Source organism: Collinsella sp. AF14-35, assembly GCF_003464565.1.
Classification (GTDB): Bacteria; Actinomycetota; Coriobacteriia; order Coriobacteriales; family Coriobacteriaceae; genus Collinsella.
This window is the reverse complement of record NZ_QRZD01000012.1, coordinates 12763-32257: the sequence shown is the minus strand read 5'-3', so window position 1 is coordinate 32257 and position 19495 is coordinate 12763. Positions and strand designations below refer to the sequence as shown.

The window sequence follows — 19495 nt, the reverse complement described above, 5'->3', positions numbered from 1 at the left end:
ATCCATGGATCATAAAATGTCGCGCTCGCCGTGGGTTATTCATTACGACGGCTCGAGCTGCAACGGATGCGATATCGAGGTGCTGGCCTCGCTCACGCCGCTGTTCGATGCGGAGCGCTTTGGCGTGGTCAATACCGGCAACCCCAAGCATGCGGACATCTTTTTGGTGACGGGCTCGGTCAACGCTCAGAACTTGCCTGTCGTGCGCCAGATTTACAACCAGATGCTCGAGCCCAAGTGCGTGGTGGCCTGCGGCATCTGCGCGTGCTCGGGCGGCGTGTTCCGCGATGCCTACAACGTGATCGGCGGCGTGGACCGCGCGATTCCCGTGGACGTGTACGCGCCCGGATGCGCCATTCGCCCCGAGACCGTGATCGATGCCATCGTGGAGGCGTGCGGCATCCTGGACCAGAAGGAGGCCGTGATGCGCGCCGGCGGCGATCCGCTTACCGTGGGCGGTGCCGCTACTTGGGACGGTGGCGTTGAGTTGGGCGAGGACGGGTTTGTGGCCGCAGCTGAGGCCGGCGACGCGCCCGCCGCTGGCGACGCACCTGCTGGGACGCCCACCGCGTCCGTCGCTGCAAAGGAGGCCGAGTAATGCAAGAGGCAATCTATACCACCGTCGGGATCGACGAGCTCCTGTCGCATGTCCAGGCGCTCAAGGGCGCCGGTGCCCGCTTTGTGCAAATGCACGCCGAGCGCAACGTCGACGACGGCACGTATCGCTTGGTCTATACGTTTATCAACGTTCGTGCTGCTCGGGAGCATATTGCGCAGGACGGCAGCTATGCGATCGAGAACCTGGTGGTTGAGGGAATTGATCAGTACCAGGAGATTCCGTCCATCAGCTCGTACTATCCGGCGGTATTCCCGTTTGAAAACGAAGCGCACGATCTGTTTGGTCTTGCCATCACCGATATGCAGATCGACTTTAAGGGCTTTTTCTACCAGGTCTCGACCGCTGAACCCATGAGCGTTATCACGCCCGAGGTGAAGGCCGCGCGCGAGAAGGCCATGAAGGTCCGCGCGGCTGCCGAGGCCAAGGCGCGCAAGGCCGCTGCCGAGAAGGCCGCCGCGGCTGCGGCTGCTGCAGGGGAGGGCGTTGCGGGCGCCGGCGATGCCGCGGGCGCCGCTGCTCAGCCCGCTGCGGCTGCCGGCTCCGATGCTCAGCACGATGGGGCTGCTGCGAAGGCGGCGCTCAAGGCCGCCGAGATGGAGGCAAAGCTCGCCGCCATGGATCCTGAGAAAGCGGCCAAGGTCCGCGCGGCGCTTGCCGCCAAGGCCGCCCGCGACAAGCAGAAAAAGGAGGCGTAAGGCCCATGGCACATCGCTCCGTTATTCCGTTTGGACCGCAGCACCCGGTGCTGCCCGAGCCGCTTCATCTGGACTTGGTGATCGAGGACGACCGCGTTATCGAGGCAATTCCACAGATCGGCTTTGTGCACCGCGGGCTCGAGAAGCTCACCGAAAAGCGCGACATGCATCAGTTTGGCTACATCGCCGAGCGCATCTGCGGCATTTGCGCCGTGGGCCACAGCTGCGGCTATGCCAGCGCCTGCGAACGCATGCTTGACATCGAGGTGCCCGGCCGCGTGCAGTATATTCGCACCATTCTGCACGAGCTTTCGCGCGTTCACTCGCACCTGCTGTGGCTGGGCCTGCTTGCCGACGCCTATGGCTTTGAGGCGCTGTTCTATCGTTCGTGGACCCTGCGCGAGCAGATTCTCAAGATCTTTGAGAGCACGTGCGGCGGGCGCGTGATTCTGTCGATTAACGAGATCGGCGGCCTTAAGCATGATATCGAGGACTCCGAGCTGGCAGGCATTGTCCAGACGCTCGATGCCATGCGTCCTGACTACGAGGCTCTGGTGCATACGTTTTTGGACGATGACAGCTGCGGCGAGCGCCTGCATGGCGTGGGCGTGATTAGCAAGAAAGACGCGCTGGAGCTTTCGATGGTCGGTCCGTTTGGGCGCGCCTCGGGCGTGGACTACGACGTGCGCATGTTTGGCGACGGTGCCTATGCGGACCTGGCTGCGTTTGAGCCGGTTGTCGCTACCGATGGCGACTGCTATGCCCGCTGCCAAGTGCGTTGCGCCGAGGTCACGCAGGCCATGGACATCATCAAGGAGCTTGTGGGCAAGATTCCGCACGACGGGATCGGCGGGCGCACCAAGCTTACGCCGGCCGACGGCGCACGCGGCGAGGTTGTGATTGAACAGCCGCGCGGCGAGGCGTATTACTATGTGCGCGGCAACGGCACCAAGAATCTGGACCGTTTTCGCGTGCGCACGCCGACGTCGCAAAACCTGGCGGGCCTGACGCATGCGCTGCAGGGCGTGCTCATTGCCAACGTGCCCATGATTATCCTGACCATCGACCCCTGCATTAGCTGCACGGAAAGGTAGGCGCGGCATGAGTTTGCTGACATTTGCCAAGACGGCCTTGGGCTCTATGGTCAAGCAGCCGGTAACGGTGTGCTATCCGCAGGAGAAGCTCGCGGCACCCGAGCGCTTGCGCGGGCATATCGTCAACGACATGGACGCGTGCATCTGCTGCGGCATGTGTGCGCGTCGCTGTCCGGCGGGCGCGCTCGCAGTCGATCGCAAGGGTGGAACGTGGTCGATCGACCCGTATGCCTGCGTGGTGTGCGGTGAGTGCATCGAGAGCTGCCCCAAGCACTGCCTGACTATGGACACCGCCCGTACTCCGGTTGCGGCGGACAAGACTCCCACGGTAGAAACTAAGCCGGAATAACGCGTAGACGGGCCGGCGGGGCAAAATTGCCCCGCCGGCCCCGCGCTTGAACGCGCGGCTGGGCCGCCGCTAACAAAACCATGCCGGATTACGGGGCTGGATGGCGAACCTCCGACCATATAGAAAATCGCAAAAACAAAACCGCAGGTAGATAGCCTGCCGTTTTTCAAAAAATGAAGGTATGGATGAGGGCCCCGACTTTAGCTCCGTAATCCGGCATAGTTTTGAAATGGCACCATATCCGTGACAGCTCTTGATCTCCCATGGACGGAGGAAAGCGGATCATTTTTGCCTTGCGAAGGCTGCCGCGTGATCCGTCTGCCACGAAATGGGCCCATCTACTATGTTTAGGCGGCAGCCCTCGACCACGGCAAGCAATGCGAAATGAAAACCGCAGGTAGAACGCCTGCGGTTTTTCATGAAACGCGGCTATGGTCAGGGGTATCGGGTCAAACGTAGTAGATGGGCCGATTTCGTGGTGGGCGCCGTCAGCCGATCTCCGTGGGCGGAAGAAAACGGATCATTTTGGTCTCGCGAGGTTTGCGGAGGCACTCGTGCAGGGCCGTCGCGAATAAAACTATGTCGGTTTACTACGATGAATTCGGCATTCCCGACCATGACTGCATTTTTCTAAATATTGCAAGCGTTCTACCTGCGGTTTTGGAAGCGCGCAATTTGCCGTGGTCGAAGGTGGTCGATTCATCGTAGTAAACCGACATAGTTTTGAAATGGCATTAAATCGGTGGCAGCCATTTTACTTTGCCGGGGTGGTCGGTTGTTGGGTAATTACCCTCGCAGGTAGGCGATGGCGATTTGCGTACGGTTGCGCAGGCCCATTTTGGCCAGGATCGAGCTGATGTGGTTGCGCACCGTGCCTTCTCCCATATAAGCCGTGGCGGCAATCTCCTTGTTATCGAGGCCGCGGGCGATGAGCTCGGCGACTTCGAACTCGCGGTCGGTCAGACCGGCAAAGGCCGCGGGCCGGCGAGTCGCACCGGCCTCAGCGTTCGCCCCATCAAAATCGACATCTTCGATCGCCTTGCCCTCGAGCACGCGTTTGCCATCCATGACCTGCGCCAACGCTGGCGGAATGGCGGCGACATCGGTCTTGATCAGGTAACCGCGGGCGCCCAGCTTGAGCGCCGACACAATGTACTCGTCATCCGAGAATGTCGTCAGAAACACCACGCGTGCCGCGGGGTCGTGCTCAAGGATCTCGCGCGCCGCCGAAAGGCCGTCGCGCCCCGGCATCTGAATGTCGAGCAGCGCGATATCGGGTGCGAGTTCGGCGTAGAGTGCCACCGCGTCGTTGCCGTCGGCTCCGGTGCCCACTACCTCGATCTGCGTTTGGGCGCCCAGGATAATCTTGAGCGAATCGACCACTAGGCGGTCGTCGTCGACAACGATGAGCCTCATCGGCCCTCATCTCCTTGCTGTTTGGGAACGGTGGCGAACACACGCCAGCCGCCGGCACCGGCGCGCGGACCGGCGGTGAAGGTGCCGCCAAGCGCCTCGACGCGCTCGCGCATGGAGCCGAGCCCCATGCCTTCTGCGACGTTGCTGCTGCTCGCCGGGGTCGCGTCCGCGCCATTATCGGTAACGATGAGCTGGTAAAACGACGGATGCTCCATGCACCGCACGGTAACGGCATTGGCATGGGCGTGGCGCATGGCGTTGGAAAGCGCCTCGCGAAGGACCGCCGCAAAGCAGTTGGCGACATTTGCGGGCGCATGTTCGGTCATAACTTCAAGCTCAATCTGCGGGCCGCCGTCCGAGCGCGCGCCTTCAACAATGCGTTCGAGCTGCACGGAAAGGTCGACAGCGTTGTCGTTGAGCGCATGGACGCTAGTACGCACAAGTTGGAGCGCCTCGTCAACCGTGCGTTTGACGTCGGCGAAATCGGCGGCGACGCCGGGCTCGTCGGCGTGGATCACGCGCAGGGCTTCGGCTTGTAGCGAGGCACGCGTGAGCTGGTGTCCGACGTTATCGTGGATCTCGCGCGCGATGCGGGCGCGTTCGGCGAGCGTCGCGAGCTCGACTTCGTAGTCCTGGCGGTCGGCAAGATCGCGGTTGCGCGCTTCGAGCGCGAGGGCTCGTTCCTGCAGCTCGTCGCGGGTACGGCGCATGCGTTCCTGTTCGCGCTCCAGCTGCGCGGTGCGCAGTGACAGCAACGTGGCGGCGACCGAAAGAATGGCGGTTAGCAGCAGCGTTCGGGTGGTGAGCGCGCCGCCGCGAAGGTCCGCGACGAGCGCACAGGCAAAGACAGCACCGACACCCAACGCGATCCAGGCGTGCTCACGGCGCACGCGCCGCGCGATGTCATAGAGGGCGAGAGGCGCAAACGGCATAAACGGCGGCACGAAGACAGCCGCGATGATGTAAGCGTAGCTCACGGCCTCGCTCGCACGGCGGGCGCGATTTCCCTGTGCGACCTCGGCCAGCGAGGTGGCGATAACTCCAAGGCAAAACGCCGCGACCAGGCGAGCGTCCACAGCAAGGCCCATGGCGGCCGCAATGCAGCACGCCAGCACGATCGATTTGTCGAAAAGCCTGTTCATACGGGTATTGTACGCGAAGCCGCGCGTGGTGGAGGGGCCGCCTGGCGCAACCGTGACATTCCTCCCGCGCGGCAAAGCGTCGTCGATCGCTCGCGCAGGCGGGGGTTTCGCCTCCGCCCCCTCGCACTCGTGACAAAGCTCACTGGTGCGCGCCGTCCGCTCCTGCGATGATGCAATCGTACCGGGCCGCAAGCAACAGAAGGGCCGCCTCATGACAGACATCGTCCGCGTCGAAAACCTCGTCAAGCGCTATGACGACCTTATTGCGCTCGACCACTTTAACCTGAGCATCGCCCCCGGCGAGATCTTTGGCCTGCTGGGCCCCAACGGCTCGGGCAAGACCACGTCCATCAACTGCATTTTGCAGCTACTTGCCTACGACAAAGGCACCATCGAGCTGTTCGGCGAGCCCATGACGCCCGCCCGCTACGACCTCAAGCGCCGCATCGGCGTGGTGCCGCAGCAGGTGGCGGTGTTTGACGAGCTTACGGTGCGCGAGAACATCGACTATTTCTGCAGTCTTTACGTCAACGACCGCAAGCGCCGCCGTGCGCTCGTGGACGAGGCGATCGACTTTGTCGGTCTGGGCGACTTTGCCAAGTTCCGCCCCGGCAAGCTCTCGGGCGGCCTGGCGCGTCGCCTCAACATTGCCTGCGGCATCGCACACAAGCCCGAGCTCATCTTCTTTGACGAGCCCACGGTGGCGGTCGACCCCCAGAGCCGCAACGCCATCCTGGAGGGCATTTGCCGCCTGCGCGACGAGGGCGCTACGGTGGTGTATACCAGCCATTACATGGAGGAGGTCGAGCAGATCTGCAGCCGCATCATGATCATGGACGGCGGCCGCGTGCTGGCGCAGGGCACCAACGACGAGCTCAAGCGCATGATCCAGATGGGCGAGAAGATTGTAATCGAGGTCGGCGAGGTTCCGAGTGCGGCGCTCGGTGCCGTCGCAAGCCTGCCGCACGTTCTGGACCTTTCGGCAACGGCGGGACAGCTCACGTTTTCGTGCGAAGCGAGCCCGCACAACCTGACGGACATTCTCGATGCGCTGCGCTCGCATGACGTGCCGCTCGGCCGCATCTATTCCGAACCGCCGACCCTCAACGACGTGTTCCTCGAGATCACCGGCCGCGAGCTGCGCGACTAGGGGGCGGCCATGTTCAACACCATCATCACCACGGTCAAGACGCTGCTGCGCCGGCCGAGCACGTGGGTCTGGGGCGCTCTCTTTCCTATCGCGCTTTCCACGATGTTCATGTTTATGTTTGCGAACCTCAGCTCCGACGGCACGGTCGACCCGGTGCCGGTTGCCGTCGTGGCGGACGAGGCCTGGGATGCCTCGACCTTTAAGGATGTGGCAGCTTCGCTTGCCAAGGCAGGCGACGACCAGCTGCTCGATGTGAGCGAGTACGAAGACTTGGCTGCCGCGCGCAAAGCGCTCAAGGCCGGCGAGGTCGCGGGCATCTATACGGTTGATGCCGCGGGCACGCCCAGGCTCACGCTGCTATCGAGTTACGACAGCTCGCGCGCCTCGTCGGTGCTTACCGACCGCAGCATCCCTGAAACGGTGGCAAGCTCGTATACGCAAAATGCCGAGCTCATGTCCCAGATTGCCCAGGACAACCCGGCGGCGCTCGCCGATCCGGCGGCGGTTGCGCGCGCCCTGTCGCTCGAGGGCGGAACCCGCCGCGTGAGCCTGACTCGTGCCACGCCCGATGGCACGGTCATCTACTATTACGCGCTTTTTGGCCTGGTCGCGATGATGTCTGCCGAGTTTGCCGCCTTGAGCGTCGTCGATTTGCAGCCCAATCTGTCCGGCCTCGGCGCGCGCCGCTGCGTGGGCGGTCTTTCCAAGACGGCGTCGCTGGCCGGCATTTTTGTCGGCTCGTGGCTGGTTTCCTTTGCATCGATGGCGGTTGCGATCGGCTACGTGCGCCTGGTCGTGGGCGTCGACTTTGGCGGGCGCGAGGGGTTGTGCCTGCTGGGCGGGGCTGCATCCGCGCTTGCCGCCACGGGCCTGGGGCTTTTTGTGGGCACGCTTCCCGTTAAGGGCGGCAAGGCATCCAAGTCGGGCATCCTCACGGGCTTTGCCACCACGTGCGCCCTGTTCGCCGGCCTCTACGGCGAGCCGGCGATGGCGCTTGCCGACGACGTCGCCCGCGCTTGTCCGGTCGAGTGCTGGCTCAACCCCGTCAAGCTCATCTGCGACATGTTCAATCGCCTGTATTTCTTTGAGGACCTGGGGCCCTTCGCCGTTCGCGTCGGCGCGCTCGTCCTGATGGCCCTGGTGTTTGTCGCCGCCGCTACGCTGATCTTTGGAAGGAGCCGCTATGAGCACCTTTAAGACCGCGCTTCGCATGGCGCTGGCGCACCCGTTCTACCTGCTCATCTATACGGTGTTCATCTCGCTCATGGGCGTATTCATCGCGGCTTCGGTGAGCTGGAACTCGTCGCAGCTTACCGAGTACAAGCCCTACGACACCAACGTGATCGTGGTCGACCGCGACAATAGCGACCTTTCGCGGGCGCTTACCAAGCACCTGGGCTCACGCTTTGACCTGGTCACGGGCATCGGCGACGACGCGTACGACCTTGCCGATGCGCTCTCCAAGAGCAACAGCGCCAAGGGCAGTGCCGATTGCGTGTTCTTTATCCCGGAGGGGTTTGAGGACGATCTTGTTGCAGCCGCCCGTGCGGGGGAGGCCCTGCCCAAGCTCGACGTGACCTACGGTTCCGGCACCATGGCGGCGGCGCTCTCGTCTGCCGAGGCCTCGCGCTGGATCTCGCTCGCGGGCGCCGCGGCGGCGCTTGAACCCGCTGCCTCCAACGGCGACGTCGCAAGGGCCGCCGAGCACGCGGCCGCAAAGCGCGCGGAGGTCCAGATCGAGCAGGTCAAGGTCGACTCGACTGCTGCTATCACGCTCGAGTCGTACTTCAACTTTGGCGCGTACGCGATCATCTCGTCGGTCATCGTGTCGGTGGGACTGGTGTTCTCGGGCATGAACGAGCCCGAGCGCGTGCGCCGCATGCATGCCAGCCCGGTCTCTGAGCGCCAGCGTTCGCTCGCTGTGTTCGCGGCCGCCGCCGTGCTCACCGTCTGCATCTGGCTCGTGTCGAGCATGATGGGCGTCGTGGGCTTTGCCAGCGCGGTTGCCGAGGTCGGCGTGGGTCGCGTGTGCCTGGCGCTGGCGGCAACGTTTGCCCTGGCGTGCACGCCGCTGGCTGTTGGCTTTACGCTGTCGAGCCTGGGCGCGCGCGAGGAGCTGCTCAACGGTGTGGGCAACTTACTCGGCATGCTCATGACGTTTTTGGGTGGCGCCTGGATGCCGCTGTCGCTGATGGGTTCGGCCGTGCAGACGGTGGCGCGCTTTGTGCCGACGTATTGGGTGAACGACGCGATCGGCAAGGCGCTTGCCTCGGACCTGACGTCTGCCGTGCTGGGCGACATCGCCTGCGACCTAGGCGTCACGGTGCTCTTCGCCGCCGCCATCGCCGCCGTAGGCCTAGCCCTCGCCCACAACAAATCCCACGCCTAGCCACCTAGTCATTGGGGACAGTCTTTGCCGATTCGCCGGCAGGGCTGGCAGGGACTGTCCCAATATGTCGGCACTTGGGGACGCTCCTTTCCTGCCGGCGCTCATTGGGGACAGACTTAAATGAGCGATTTCACTCATTTAAGTCTGTCCCCAATGAGTAGGTTGGAAAAAAGTCGCGCACGTCGCTTAAAAATAGTTCGCCCAGGTTTACTATTACCCTAGAAAAGTAGCAGAAGGCTAACAACGGGGGATAACATGGCGACAAAGCAAGCCTATGTCCAGGTCAAAGGGCTCAAGAAACACTATGGCGACGGTGATGCGCGCCTGACGGTGCTCGACGGCATCGACACGTCCATCAACCGCGGCGAGATCTGCGTCATGCTGGGACCCTCGGGCTCGGGCAAGTCGACCTTTCTCAACCTCATTGGCGGCCTGGAGGATGCCGACGGCGGCTCCATCATGGTGGACGGCTGCGACCTCACCGCGCTCAAGCCTGCCGATCTGGGCGAGTACCGCCGCCGCGAGCTGGGCTTTGTCTTCCAGTTCTACAACCTGGTGCCCGACCTTACCATCAAGGAAAACATCGAGGTCACGGCGCACCTGTCCAAAAACCCGCTCAATGTCGACGACCTGCTGCGTTCGCTGGGCCTCTACGAGCACCGCAACAAGTTCCCACGCCAGGTCTCGGGCGGCCAGCAGCAGCGCTGCGCCATCGGCCGTGCACTCGTCAAAAACCCAGGCCTGCTGCTGTGCGACGAGCCCACGGGCGCGCTTGACTACAAGACGTCCAAGGAAATCTTGCAGCTCATGGAGGATGTCAACCGCACCTACGACTGCACCATCATCATTGTCACCCACAATGCCGCCATCGCGCGCATGGCAAATCGCGTGCTGCGCCTGCGCGACGGGCGCATCGTCGAGGATGAGCTCAATGAGTCACCCGTCGCGGCCGCCGAGCTCGATTGGTAGGCGGCGCCATGACACCTCTCGCAAAACGTCTCCCGCGCGAGCTGCGCCGCAATATCGGCAAGTACCTGGGCATCTTTTTGCTTATGTGCGGAAGCATCGCCCTTACCTCGGGCTTTTTGCTCGCGGCGCATTCCATCGGCTGCCTCATCGACGACATGCGCGACGAGTACACGATCGAGGACGGCCGCGTGACCACCTCCTTCGAGGCTACCAAAGACCAGCTCAAGGCCGCCGAGGATGCAGCCGGCGACGTCGGCGGCGTTACGTTCTACAAGAACTTCTCTATCGACGTCATCATCAAAAAGGCGGCTGGCGACGACGGCACCAAGCGCACCCTGCGCACCTACGCGCATCGCACCAAGGTTGACATTGCGTCCTACTGCGAAGGCAGGCAGCCCAAGACGGACGATGAAGTGGCAATCGACCGTGTCTTCGCCACCAACAACGACCTCGCCGTGGGCGATAAGGTCGAGCTTGAGGGCCGCACCTACACCATCTGCGGCATCATGACCCAGCCCGATAGCCAGGCGTTGTTCCTCGACAATTCGGACTTTACGGTGAACACCATCACGTACGGCGTGGCCGAGGTCACCGACGCCGGCTTTGCCGCGCTTGAGGACGCCGGCGGCGCGCCTGCCTACACCTACTCCTTTACCTTTACCGATCGCGACCTCCCCACCGCGGATCGCATCGATACGGAGCAGGATATGGTCGAGGCGCTGGCCGATGCCGATGCGCGCGTGGACGATCTGATCGATGCCGATTCCAATCAGGGCATTGGCTATGCGCGCGACGACGTCGACGGCGACTCCATGATGTGGATGACGCTGCTCGACATTATCATCGTGATCATGGCGTTTGTCTTTGTGGTCCTTACCGACGCCACCATCGAGGAGGAGAGCGCCATTATCGGCACGCTGCTCGCCAGCGGCTATCGCCGTCGCGAGATCGTGCTGCATTACCTGGCACTTCCCGCCATCGTGGGCGTGCTCGCGGCACTTTTGGGAACCGCGCTCGGCGTTGCGTTCTTTACCGAGCCCATGCGCGGTCTCTACTACGGCTCGTACAGCCTGCCGCCCTTCCAGGTGTACTGGAGCTGGGAGATCTTCGTGAAGTGTGCCGTGGTCCCCGCCGCTGCGCTCATCCTCATCACGCTGGTGGGCCTGCTTCGCAAGATGGGCAAGACGCCGTTGCAGTTCCTTCGTCACGAGGCGAGCGGCAAATCGGGCACCAAGCGCGGCCTGCAGCTGCCGGAGTGCATGGGCTTTGTCTCGCGCTTCCGCCTGCGCGTCTTCCTGCGCAACCTGGGCAACTTCGCCACGCTCTTCGTGGGCATTGCATTCGCCTCGCTGCTGCTGCTCTTTGGCCTGGCGATTTTGCCCACGATGACGCACTACGCCGACAACCTCGAGACGAGCCTGGTCGCCGAGCATCAGTACACACTCAAGGCGCCGCTGGAGCTCGAGGGCACTACCGAGGAGCGCGAGCAGTGGTCGGCACTCGAGCGCTTGCAGTCGGTTGACGGCGCGCTGCTTTCTGCCGCCCAGGATGCCGATGACGAGCTTGACGGCGCGGCCGATGCGGCGCAGACGGCAGCCGATGCCGCGACCGCATCTCCGTCTGCCGAGAGCCTGACCGCAGCGCAGGATGCGCTTGCCAAGGTCCAGGACAAGAAGGATGCGCTCTACGCGCGCCTTGACGATCTTGCCGATGCCCTCGGCTGCAACCGCGATGAGGCCATCGATCTGATCGACAAGGCCTCTAAGATCGACACTGACAACGACGATATCCACCCGGTCAATACGACCGACAACGGCGCGGGCGCAATCGCGCAGGCCGAGAAATATGCCGTTCACCAGCTGCAGTACGACCGTGGCGACGGCAATGGCGAGGAGACGATTTCTGTCTACGGCATCTCGTCCGATTCGCGCTACTGGAAGGGCCTCAACATCGGCGATGGCCGCGTCGTCTTTGGCGGCGGTCTGCTCGATAAGTTTGGCTGGAGCGAGGGCCAGAAGGTCACGCTCAGCGACAAGTACGAGGGTGAGCATTATTCCTTTGAGTACGCGGGCAAGGACTGTGCCTGGGGCTCCAAGTCGGACATGAACATCTATATGAGTATCGACGAATTTAACGAGCTGTTCGACAACGACGCCGCCTACTTTAACGGCTATGTGAGCGACGAGAAGCTCGACCTCGACGCGCGCTACTTTGCCGGCGACACCACGCCCGACGACATGCGCGCCGTGGGTGACCAGTTCATCGGCATGATGAGCAAAATGATCGGCATGATGGTCGGGCTCGCGGTGTTTATCTTCCTGCTGTTTATGTACCTGCTGACCAAAGCGGTGATCGACCACAGCGCCCGTTCGATCAGCTACATGAAAGTCTTTGGCTATCGCGATAGCGAGATCTCGCATCTGTACATCCGCTCGATCACGCTGTGCGTGGCGGCGTCGCTCGTGCTGAGCCTGCCGGTCATTATTGGCTCGCTCACGGCCATCTTCCGCTCGATGCTGCTCGCCTACAACGGCAATATCGAGATCTACGTGCCCGCTTGGTCCATGGCTGCATGCATCGGCATCGGCTTTGCGACCTACCTGGTCGTGGCGCTGCTGCACACGCGCTCTATCAAGCGCGTCAGCCTGGCCGAAGCCCTCAAGGTGCAGGAGTAGTCATTGGGGACGTTCTTAAACGACTAGTCGTTGGGGACAGTCTTTGCCGGATCGCCGGCTCGCTGGCCGGGCGGCAAGCACTCATTTAAGTCTGTCCCCAATGAGTTCCTAGCGACTCGGCGTTGCGCTTGACTTCAACCCCACTTCAACGGGTACCATCCTCTATGTCTGTAACGCCATATAGACCGAGGGGATAGATCTATGACCGCAACCGCACCCGCAGCACCGGCAAAGGTGTACTTCACCAACCTGCGCACGCATGCTCGCGAGAGCCAGCTCGACAAACTCAAACGCCTCATTCGCCGCGCCGGCATTGAGCAGATCGACTTCGAGAACAAGTTCGTCGCTATCAAGATTCACTTTGGCGAGCTGGGTAACCTGAGCTTTCTGCGCCCAAACTACGCCCGCGCCGTCGCAGACGTCGTGAAGGAGCTGGGCGGCAAACCCTTCCTCACCGACTGCAACACGCTCTATGTGGGCAGCCGCAAAAACGCGCTCGAGCACATCGACACCGCCTACCAGAACGGCTTTACCCCGTATGCCACGGGTTGCCAGATCATCATCGCCGACGGCCTCAAGGGCACCGACGAGGCGCTCGTTCCGGTCGAGGGCGGCGAGTACGTGCGCGAGGCAAAGATCGGCCAGGCACTCATGGACGCCGACATCGTGATTAGCCTCACCCACTTTAAGGGCCATGAGCAGGCCGGCTTTGGCGGCGCCATGAAGAACCTGGGTATGGGCGGCGGTAGCCGTGCCGGCAAGATGGAGCAGCACGCCGCTGGCAAGCCGAGCGTCGATACCACCAACTGCGTTGGCTGCCGTGCCTGCGAGAAGATATGCGCGCACAGCGCCATCACGTTTGACGGTACGCGTGAGCGCGAGCTTGCCAACGGCAGCACTCGCACGGTTCATGTGGCTGCCATCGACCACGATCGCTGCGTGGGCTGCGGACGCTGCATTGCGGCGTGCAACCAGGACTGCATCAAGCCCGACTATGATGCCGCGGCCGACGTACTCAACTACAAGATCGCTGAGTACACCAAGGCCATCGTCGACGGCCGCCCGAGCTTCCACATCTCGCTCGCCATGGACATCAGCCCCAACTGCGACTGCCATCCCGAGAATGACACGCCCATCGTCAACGACATCGGCATGTTCGCGAGCTTCGACCCGGTCGCCATCGACCAGGCCTGCGCCGACGCCGTCCTGGCGTCCGAGCCGCTGCCTAACACCGAGCTTACCGACAGCGCGGCCAAGATGGAGCATAATCACGAGCATCTGGAGGGCGAGCAGGCCAAGGATCCCTTCTGCATCACGCATCCCGACACCGACTGGCGCGCGTGCATCGCGCATGCCGAGAAGATCGGCCTGGGCACGAGCGAGTACGAGCTCATCGAGGTCAAATAGCGCCTAGCTATTGGACATATCAAGCGCTTTTGTAGCGCAACGTTAGTAAAAACCGCCCGTGAGCACAGCGCCCACGGGCGGCTTTTTGGAAGTGCTAGGGGCCAGATAGACCAGTAAACCGTACTATTTGCTTAAAAATTCTTGTCGAGGAACTCGTCGACCGTATTCCAGTAGAGCTCGGGGTCAACTTGCGCGCTCTTGGCGTGGGTGGCGCCATGGATGGTGAGCTTTTGCTTGACCTTGCTGGCGCACACGTCGTAGTTTTGGTCGAGCATGTCGTACGGCACAAAGGTGTCCTGGTCGCCGTGGATGAACAACATGGGAACCGTCGCGTGTTTGAGTTGCTCCACACTGCTCGCCTTATGAAAGTCGTAGCCCGCGCGCACGTTGCACACCAAGTTTGCTACATCGAGCAAGGGAAAACTGGGCAGGCCAAATACATCCTTGAGCTGCAGGGAAAACTCGTCCCAAACGCTTGTATAGCCGCAGTCCTCGATAATGCATTTCACATTTGCGGGCAGAGATTCCCCCGCTACGTTCATGGCAGTCGCCGCGCCCATCGACTCGCCAAAGACCAGGATGCGCGCCTTGGGATCGGCCGCAACAATCCGCCCGATCCACGCGACGACATCGAGTCGCTCGGGCCAGCCCATGCCGATGTAGTCACCGCCGGAACGCTCGTGGGCGCGGGCGGCGGGTGCGAGTACGTTCATGCCGCGGTCGTGGAATCGCTTGACGTATCGGGCCATACCGATGGGCTCGTTGGTATATCCATGCAGGCAGACGGCGTAGTCGTGCGTGCTCTCCGACGCAGCAAAATACCAGGCGGCAAGCTCGGTCCCGTCATCTGCGGTGAGGCTGCTGCTCTCGCGATTCTCTTTAAACCACGCCCGCGCCTCGGTTCCCTCGGCATCCGGCTGCTCACTTTCTTTGCCGTCCTTGCCGTCCTGCATCATCTTCATGGTGTATGGCGCGCGGGGATTCAGCGCGAAGTCAAACAGAAAGTTGCCGGCAAATCCGAGCAGCGCAATGACAACCACCAGCGCAACGACGCCGGCTATCTTGAGCTTTCGATGGGAACGTGCGTTTTGAGACATAAGAAGCTTTCCTATAAGATGTTAATACATCAACATTTAATGCAAGCGCATTATGGACGTTCACCGTTGATGCGTCAACAGGCAAAGAATGGGTAAACAAAGGGTCACGTATGGTGCAAATTTCGCACGCACCCAGACGCTTTGATATAGTGTTGAGAACTCTTTACGTTGGAGGATGTAACCGGCATGTCCGATTCGAGCGACAGTTCCAAGCCGCGACCCAAGGCCGCGGCCGTTCCGCACTACACGGTGGGCGAGGAGATCATGAACTCCGTCACCCATGGTGTCGGCTGTCTGCTGGGTATCGCGGGCCTGGTGCTCCTGATCGTATTCGCTGCCCTGCGCGGCGGTGGCCCGGCCCACATGGCCGCGGCAATTGTCTATGGCGTCAGCATCATCCTCGAGTACCTAGCCTCCACGCTCTACCATGCGATTCAACCCGCGCGCGCCAAGCGCGTGTTCCGCATCATCGACCACAGCTGCATCTACCTGCTCATAGCCGGCAGCTATACGCCGTTTTGCCTCATTACGCTGGCAAACGACGGTGGTCCCGTGCTGTTTTTTGCCGTATGGGCCATCGCCATCGTCGGGATCGCCCTCGAGTGTTTTTTGCGCGAGCGCCAGCCGCACTGGGTAAGCGGCCTGGTCTATCTGCTGATGGGCTGGCTCGTTGTCTTTAAACTGCCCGCACTCGTGGCGCTGCTGAACCCCGTGGCGCTTGCCCTGCTCGCCGTCGGCGGCGTGTGCTACACCGTGGGCGTGCCGTTCTATATCGCCAAAAACGTGCGCTATCTGCACAGTGTTTTCCACTTGTTGGTGCTCGCCGGCAGCATCTTCCAGTTCATGGCGGTGATTCTCTTCGTAATCTAGCGACCGCGCCTGCGCGCCCGCGTCCTCGTTTGGGCGCCGGTGCAATTGCCGTATCCGTCGTCAACGTTTTGACCTGACGTCCCGAATCTTGGAGGTTCGAGAAACTCCCGATGGACATAACCATCTCCCTTATCACTACCCTCGTTTTGACCCTCATCAACGGCTACTTCTCTATGTCCGAGATGGCGCTCACCACGGCCAAGCGCGCCGTGCTGGAGCATGAGGCCGAGGAAGGCGACAAGCGCGCCGAGCGTGCCATTAAGCTGGCCGCCGACTCCGACCAGCTGCTCGCCACCATCCAGGTCGCCATCACGCTCGTGGGCTTCGCCTCGTCCGCCGTCGCCTCGACGAGCCTGTCCGACCCGCTTGCCACGTGGCTCATGAGCTTTGGCATCGCGCCGCTCTCCGCCATCGCGCGCGGCCTGGCGCCGGTCATCATCACCGTCGCGGTCGCCTTCGTGTCCATCGTGATCGGCGAGCTCGTCCCCAAGCGCATCGGCCTGGCCAATGCCGAGGGCGTGTCCAAGCAGGTCGTGGGCCCGCTTTCCGTGTTCCAGAAGATCGCCCGTCCGCTCGTGTGGCTGACTGGCGCTTGCTCCGATGGCCTGGCCCGCATCTTGCGTATCAAGAGTGCCGACGACCGTCAGAACGTCTCGGAAGAAGAGATCAAGTACATGGTCTCGGAGCAGGACGACCTGCTCGACGAGGAAAAGCGCATGATCCACGAGATCTTTGACCTGGGCGACACCGTTGCCCGCGAGGTCATGGTGCCGCGCGTGGACACCACCATGTGCGAGGACGACGAGACGGTCGCCAGCGTGCTATCCACCATGCGCCAGACCGGCTTCAGCCGCATCCCCGTCTATCACGAGGACCCCGACAACGTCGCGGGCATCGCGCACATCAAGGACCTGATCCAGCCCGCGCTCGACGGCAAGGGCGACCAGCCCATCGCCGGCTTTTTGCGCGACGCCACCTTTGTGCCCGACACCAAGGACATCCTGCCGCTGCTGTCCGAGATGCAGACCTCGCACGACCAGATCGTGGTCGTCGTGGATGAGTACGGCGGCACGGCCGGCATCATCACCATCGAGGACATCGTCGAGGAGATCGTGGGCGAGATCGAGGACGAGTTCGACCCCGACAACAAGTACCTCACGCGCCTTTCGCGCCGCGAGTGGCTCGTCGATGGGCGTTTTTCGTGCGATGACGCGATTGAGCTTGGTTGGCCGCTCGAGGAAAGCGATGATTATGAGACCATCGCCGGCTGGATTTTGGAGCTTTGCGACTCGGTGCCCGACATCGGAGAGGTGTTTGAGGTCGCGGGGTACAAGTTTAAAGTGCAGTCGATGCGTGGCCAGCGCATCTCGCTCATTCGCGTGATCGCTCCGGCCGAAACCGATAAGAAGGATTCCGAGTCTTCGGCAGAGAAGCCGGCGGCGTCGGGTGCGGGCTCTGTGGATCCGCACGATGGCGACGAGTAGGACAAGGAAGAGTAGGGGAGAGTTATGGCAGGCCTGTTCAACATCCTTAAGGTCACCGTCAGCGAGGACAAGATCTGTGCGCATGTGCTGGTGAACCCCGGCATGCCGCTCATGACCTCGGAGGACATCGAGGCCACGGCGCGCGTGTACTACCTGGTACCGGCGATTGCCAAGCACCTGTGCCTGGGCGATTCCGGCCGCGAGTTCCAGGACTGCATGGGTCAGACCGAGCTCTGCCACCTGCTGGAGCACGTGACGGTCGAGCTCATGAACGAGACCGGTCTTGCCGGTAGCATCTCGTGCGGCCGCACGCGCGTAAGCGAGCATGACGAGCGTGTCTTTGAGGTCGAGCTTTCGTGTCCCGACGACGCACTGGCCATCGGTGCGCTGTCGTCGGCCACCTTTATGATGGACTGGGCGTACCTGCACGTCGACCAGCCTGCCCCCGACGTGGAAGGCACGGTCGCGGGCCTGCGCAACCTGGTGCTGGGCATGCGCGCCGAGGCCGAGGGCAAGGATCCTCACGAGGCCGTCGCTGCTGCGAACGGCGAAGATGCTGCCGAGGACGAGGGCGCTGACGAGGGCGATGTGCCGGTCGACGCCGAGCCCGTTGCCGATGCGACCGCCGAGCCCGTTCCCACCGAGCCCCAGGGCGTCCCCAACTTTGACGACGAGCCCCAGGTGGCGATTGATACCGAGGGCGCGGTTGCCGAGAACCACGAGGCCTCCGCTGCCGTCTTTGGCGGTGCGGCGACGGTTCCGGCAGGACCTGCGCATGAGGGCGGCCTGCCACTCGTGGACGGCGCCGGCGAGGACCCGGGTGCCACGGTGGCCATGCCGGCTATGCCTCAGGAGTAGGCCTACGCGTTTATCACCATCACGTACCTGCGCCTTTGCCGTACGCAGATGAGCGGAGCGGCAAGTGATGCGCTGCGGGTATAATGGACAGCATTCAAACGGTGGGCACCGACGTGCCCGCAGGAGAGGAATGATCATGGGTAAGACTTTCAGCTTTGTCTCCGGCGCACTTTTTGGTGCCGCTGCCGGCGCTATTATCGGTGTTGCTCTGGCCCCGCGCTCGGGCGCCGAGACCCGCGCCATGGCTGCCGATATCGCCAACGACGCCTGGGACAATATGCGCGACACCTACGAGCACAGCGCCGAGGAGGCCCGTGCTGCGGTGAATGACTTTGGCCCGATGGTCGACGCCAAGACCGACGACCTGCGCGCCAAGGTCGACCTGGCCCGCGAGCGCATGGACCAGCTGCGCGAGCAGCTCAACGACGCCATTTCGGGTGGCAACGTGACGCCTGCCGCCGACGTCATGGTCGAGAACGCCGTCGAGGCTGATGCCGAGGCTGCGGAGCCCTCGACCGAGGCATAATGCGCGCCGGGGATTTTGTCGGCGCCAAGATCTATCGCAAGCCTGCCGAGGACAAGCGCACCAAAAAGGACGGCACGCCGCGCAGCCCTAAAAAGCTCGGAAAGATTCACTTTCCGGTCTTTACCCCGGGCGGTACGCGCGTGGTCGGCTTTATGGTCCGCCAGTCCGATATCGCGGGCATGATCGAGCGTCCCGACCGATTCGTAGCGCTCGACGCCATTGGTGTCTACGAGGGCGCCATCGCGGTTGACGACGTCAAGGGCACCTACGATACCGCTGCGGCCAAGCGCCTCGACATCAACCTGGACGATTGCATCATCTGGGTCGGTATGGACGTGCGCACGGAATCGGGCGACGTCGTGGGCTATTGCTCGGACGTTGAGTTCAAGCCGCGCTCGGGCATCGTGCAGGCATTCTATGTGACCGCCGGCGCTGCTTCGAGTGTTTTGGTTGGTGACACGCAGGTGCCGCCGACGATGCTGCGCGGCTACGAGAACGGCGCGATGGTCGTCTCGGACGAGGTCAAGTCGCTCGGGTATTCGGGCGGTGCGGCTGCCAAGGCCGCCGAGGCCAGCGTCGTGGTGGGCGACAAGGTCAAAAAGGGCGCCAAGGTGCTCGATGACAAGGGATCGGTCGCCGTGGACAAGGGCAGCCGCGCACTGGGCAAGCAGCTCGGCAAGACGCGCGGTATGTTCAAGGCCTTTAAGGACGAATACCAAAAGGCGAGCGGAGGCTCGTCAAAAGCTACAAAATAG

18 protein-coding genes are annotated in these 19495 nt (G+C 62.4%); 15 read left to right on the top strand and 3 right to left on the bottom strand.

The features are described 5' to 3' along the window. Positions 1 to 4 precede the first annotated feature (4 nt). From DWW12_RS05390 to DWW12_RS05375, 4 genes are read left to right on the top strand one after another with little or no spacing between them, the layout of a single operon-like run. Positions 5 to 598 carry an NADH-quinone oxidoreductase subunit B family protein gene (locus tag DWW12_RS05390; protein ID WP_117855366.1) on the top strand — a complete coding sequence of 198 codons (594 nt, stop codon included), beginning with the start codon at positions 5 to 7 and terminating at the stop codon, positions 596 to 598. Beyond that, complete coding sequence (locus DWW12_RS09840) at positions 598 to 1314, top strand: NADH-quinone oxidoreductase subunit C (protein ID WP_158564412.1); 717 nt, start codon at positions 598 to 600, stop codon at positions 1312 to 1314. Before DWW12_RS05390 ends, DWW12_RS09840 begins: the two co-directional genes overlap by 1 nt. A 5-nt stretch (positions 1315 to 1319) precedes the next feature. Next, complete coding sequence (locus tag DWW12_RS05380; RefSeq protein WP_117855364.1) at positions 1320 to 2408, top strand: nickel-dependent hydrogenase large subunit; 1089 nt, start codon at positions 1320 to 1322, stop codon at positions 2406 to 2408. 7 nt (positions 2409 to 2415) lie between these two features. Beyond that, positions 2416 to 2757, top strand: a complete 342-nt coding sequence (locus DWW12_RS05375) for a 4Fe-4S dicluster domain-containing protein (RefSeq protein ID WP_117630030.1) — start codon at positions 2416 to 2418, stop codon at positions 2755 to 2757. Between the two features lie 786 nt (positions 2758 to 3543). Here the strand turns inward: DWW12_RS05375 and DWW12_RS05370 are convergent. Further along, positions 3544 to 4173 (bottom strand): response regulator transcription factor, encoded by a 630-nt coding sequence (locus tag DWW12_RS05370; RefSeq protein WP_117655439.1) that lies wholly within the window; start codon positions 4171 to 4173, stop codon positions 3544 to 3546. Next, entirely contained in the window at positions 4170 to 5315 is a 1146-nt protein-coding gene (locus DWW12_RS05365) for a sensor histidine kinase (RefSeq protein ID WP_158564410.1), read from the bottom strand. The genes DWW12_RS05370 and DWW12_RS05365 overlap by 4 nt, the downstream gene beginning before the upstream one ends. Positions 5316 to 5526: 211 nt before the next feature. On the opposite strand from DWW12_RS05365, the gene DWW12_RS05360 reads away from it, so the two are divergent. From DWW12_RS05360 to DWW12_RS05335, 6 genes are all read left to right on the top strand, one after another. Further along, on the top strand, positions 5527 to 6465 hold the full coding sequence (locus DWW12_RS05360) for an ABC transporter ATP-binding protein (RefSeq protein WP_117800076.1): 939 nt from the start codon (positions 5527 to 5529) through the stop codon (positions 6463 to 6465). Positions 6466 to 6474: 9 nt separating this feature from the next. Further along, entirely contained in the window at positions 6475 to 7662 is a 1188-nt protein-coding gene (locus tag DWW12_RS05355; RefSeq protein WP_117855363.1) for an ABC transporter permease, read from the top strand. Further along, positions 7649 to 8854 carry an ABC transporter permease gene (locus DWW12_RS05350; RefSeq protein ID WP_117855361.1) on the top strand — a complete coding sequence of 402 codons (1206 nt, stop codon included), beginning with the start codon at positions 7649 to 7651 and terminating at the stop codon, positions 8852 to 8854. The genes DWW12_RS05355 and DWW12_RS05350 overlap by 14 nt, the downstream gene beginning before the upstream one ends. A gap of 255 nt (positions 8855 to 9109) precedes the next feature. Then, the gene (locus DWW12_RS05345; RefSeq protein WP_117655442.1) at positions 9110 to 9823 is read left to right on the top strand and encodes an ABC transporter ATP-binding protein; all 714 of its coding nucleotides are present in this window, start codon (positions 9110 to 9112) and stop codon (positions 9821 to 9823) included. An 8-nt stretch (positions 9824 to 9831) separates the two neighbouring features. Next, positions 9832 to 12498 (top strand): ABC transporter permease, encoded by a 2667-nt coding sequence (locus tag DWW12_RS05340; protein WP_117855359.1) that lies wholly within the window; start codon positions 9832 to 9834, stop codon positions 12496 to 12498. A 201-nt stretch (positions 12499 to 12699) separates the two neighbouring features. Continuing rightward, positions 12700 to 13905 carry a DUF362 domain-containing protein gene (locus DWW12_RS05335; protein ID WP_117769774.1) on the top strand — a complete coding sequence of 402 codons (1206 nt, stop codon included), beginning with the start codon at positions 12700 to 12702 and terminating at the stop codon, positions 13903 to 13905. A gap of 131 nt (positions 13906 to 14036) precedes the next feature. Here the strand turns inward: DWW12_RS05335 and DWW12_RS05330 are convergent, their stop codons facing one another. Further along, positions 14037 to 15002: an alpha/beta hydrolase gene (locus tag DWW12_RS05330; protein ID WP_117630021.1), complete on the bottom strand. Its 966-nt coding sequence runs from the start codon at positions 15000 to 15002 to the stop codon at positions 14037 to 14039. Positions 15003 to 15188: 186 nt separating this feature from the next. On the opposite strand from DWW12_RS05330, the gene DWW12_RS05325 reads away from it, so the two are divergent. From DWW12_RS05325 to DWW12_RS05305, 5 genes are all read left to right on the top strand, one after another. Next, positions 15189 to 15872 carry a hemolysin III family protein gene (locus tag DWW12_RS05325; protein ID WP_199570704.1) on the top strand — a complete coding sequence of 228 codons (684 nt, stop codon included), beginning with the start codon at positions 15189 to 15191 and terminating at the stop codon, positions 15870 to 15872. A gap of 110 nt (positions 15873 to 15982) precedes the next feature. Next, positions 15983 to 17356, top strand: a complete 1374-nt coding sequence (locus DWW12_RS05320) for a hemolysin family protein (protein ID WP_117855357.1) — start codon at positions 15983 to 15985, stop codon at positions 17354 to 17356. Positions 17357 to 17380: 24 nt separating this feature from the next. Next, positions 17381 to 18214, top strand: a complete 834-nt coding sequence (locus tag DWW12_RS10025) for a hypothetical protein (RefSeq protein ID WP_233544237.1) — start codon at positions 17381 to 17383, stop codon at positions 18212 to 18214. 136 nt (positions 18215 to 18350) lie between these two features. After that, positions 18351 to 18740, top strand: coding sequence for a YtxH domain-containing protein (locus tag DWW12_RS05310; RefSeq protein ID WP_117716231.1), 390 nt, complete (start codon positions 18351 to 18353; stop codon positions 18738 to 18740). Further along, positions 18740 to 19495 carry a PRC-barrel domain containing protein gene (locus DWW12_RS05305; protein ID WP_117716174.1) on the top strand — a complete coding sequence of 252 codons (756 nt, stop codon included), beginning with the start codon at positions 18740 to 18742 and terminating at the stop codon, positions 19493 to 19495. Before DWW12_RS05310 ends, DWW12_RS05305 begins: the two co-directional genes overlap by 1 nt.

What these genes read in the sequence shown, in the direction of transcription:
- DWW12_RS05390 (WP_117855366.1), top strand. Translation starts at nt 5, where the DNA reads ATGGATCATAAAATGTCGCGCTCGCCGTGGGTTATTCATTACGACGGC.
- DWW12_RS09840 (WP_158564412.1), top strand. Translation starts at nt 598, where the DNA reads ATGCAAGAGGCAATCTATACCACCGTCGGGATCGACGAGCTCCTGTCG.
- DWW12_RS05380 (WP_117855364.1), top strand. Translation starts at nt 1,320, where the DNA reads ATGGCACATCGCTCCGTTATTCCGTTTGGACCGCAGCACCCGGTGCTG.
- DWW12_RS05375 (WP_117630030.1), top strand. Translation starts at nt 2,416, where the DNA reads ATGAGTTTGCTGACATTTGCCAAGACGGCCTTGGGCTCTATGGTCAAG.
- DWW12_RS05370 (WP_117655439.1), bottom strand. Translation starts at nt 4,173, where the DNA reads ATGAGGCTCATCGTTGTCGACGACGACCGCCTAGTGGTCGATTCGCTC.
- DWW12_RS05365 (WP_158564410.1), bottom strand. Translation starts at nt 5,315, where the DNA reads ATGAACAGGCTTTTCGACAAATCGATCGTGCTGGCGTGCTGCATTGCG.
- DWW12_RS05360 (WP_117800076.1), top strand. Translation starts at nt 5,527, where the DNA reads ATGACAGACATCGTCCGCGTCGAAAACCTCGTCAAGCGCTATGACGAC.
- DWW12_RS05355 (WP_117855363.1), top strand. Translation starts at nt 6,475, where the DNA reads ATGTTCAACACCATCATCACCACGGTCAAGACGCTGCTGCGCCGGCCG.
- DWW12_RS05350 (WP_117855361.1), top strand. Translation starts at nt 7,649, where the DNA reads ATGAGCACCTTTAAGACCGCGCTTCGCATGGCGCTGGCGCACCCGTTC.
- DWW12_RS05345 (WP_117655442.1), top strand. Translation starts at nt 9,110, where the DNA reads ATGGCGACAAAGCAAGCCTATGTCCAGGTCAAAGGGCTCAAGAAACAC.
- DWW12_RS05340 (WP_117855359.1), top strand. Translation starts at nt 9,832, where the DNA reads ATGACACCTCTCGCAAAACGTCTCCCGCGCGAGCTGCGCCGCAATATC.
- DWW12_RS05335 (WP_117769774.1), top strand. Translation starts at nt 12,700, where the DNA reads ATGACCGCAACCGCACCCGCAGCACCGGCAAAGGTGTACTTCACCAAC.
- DWW12_RS05330 (WP_117630021.1), bottom strand. Translation starts at nt 15,002, where the DNA reads ATGTCTCAAAACGCACGTTCCCATCGAAAGCTCAAGATAGCCGGCGTC.
- DWW12_RS05325 (WP_199570704.1), top strand. Translation starts at nt 15,189, where the DNA reads ATGTCCGATTCGAGCGACAGTTCCAAGCCGCGACCCAAGGCCGCGGCC.
- DWW12_RS05320 (WP_117855357.1), top strand. Translation starts at nt 15,983, where the DNA reads ATGGACATAACCATCTCCCTTATCACTACCCTCGTTTTGACCCTCATC.
- DWW12_RS10025 (WP_233544237.1), top strand. Translation starts at nt 17,381, where the DNA reads ATGGCAGGCCTGTTCAACATCCTTAAGGTCACCGTCAGCGAGGACAAG.
- DWW12_RS05310 (WP_117716231.1), top strand. Translation starts at nt 18,351, where the DNA reads ATGGGTAAGACTTTCAGCTTTGTCTCCGGCGCACTTTTTGGTGCCGCT.
- DWW12_RS05305 (WP_117716174.1), top strand. Translation starts at nt 18,740, where the DNA reads ATGCGCGCCGGGGATTTTGTCGGCGCCAAGATCTATCGCAAGCCTGCC.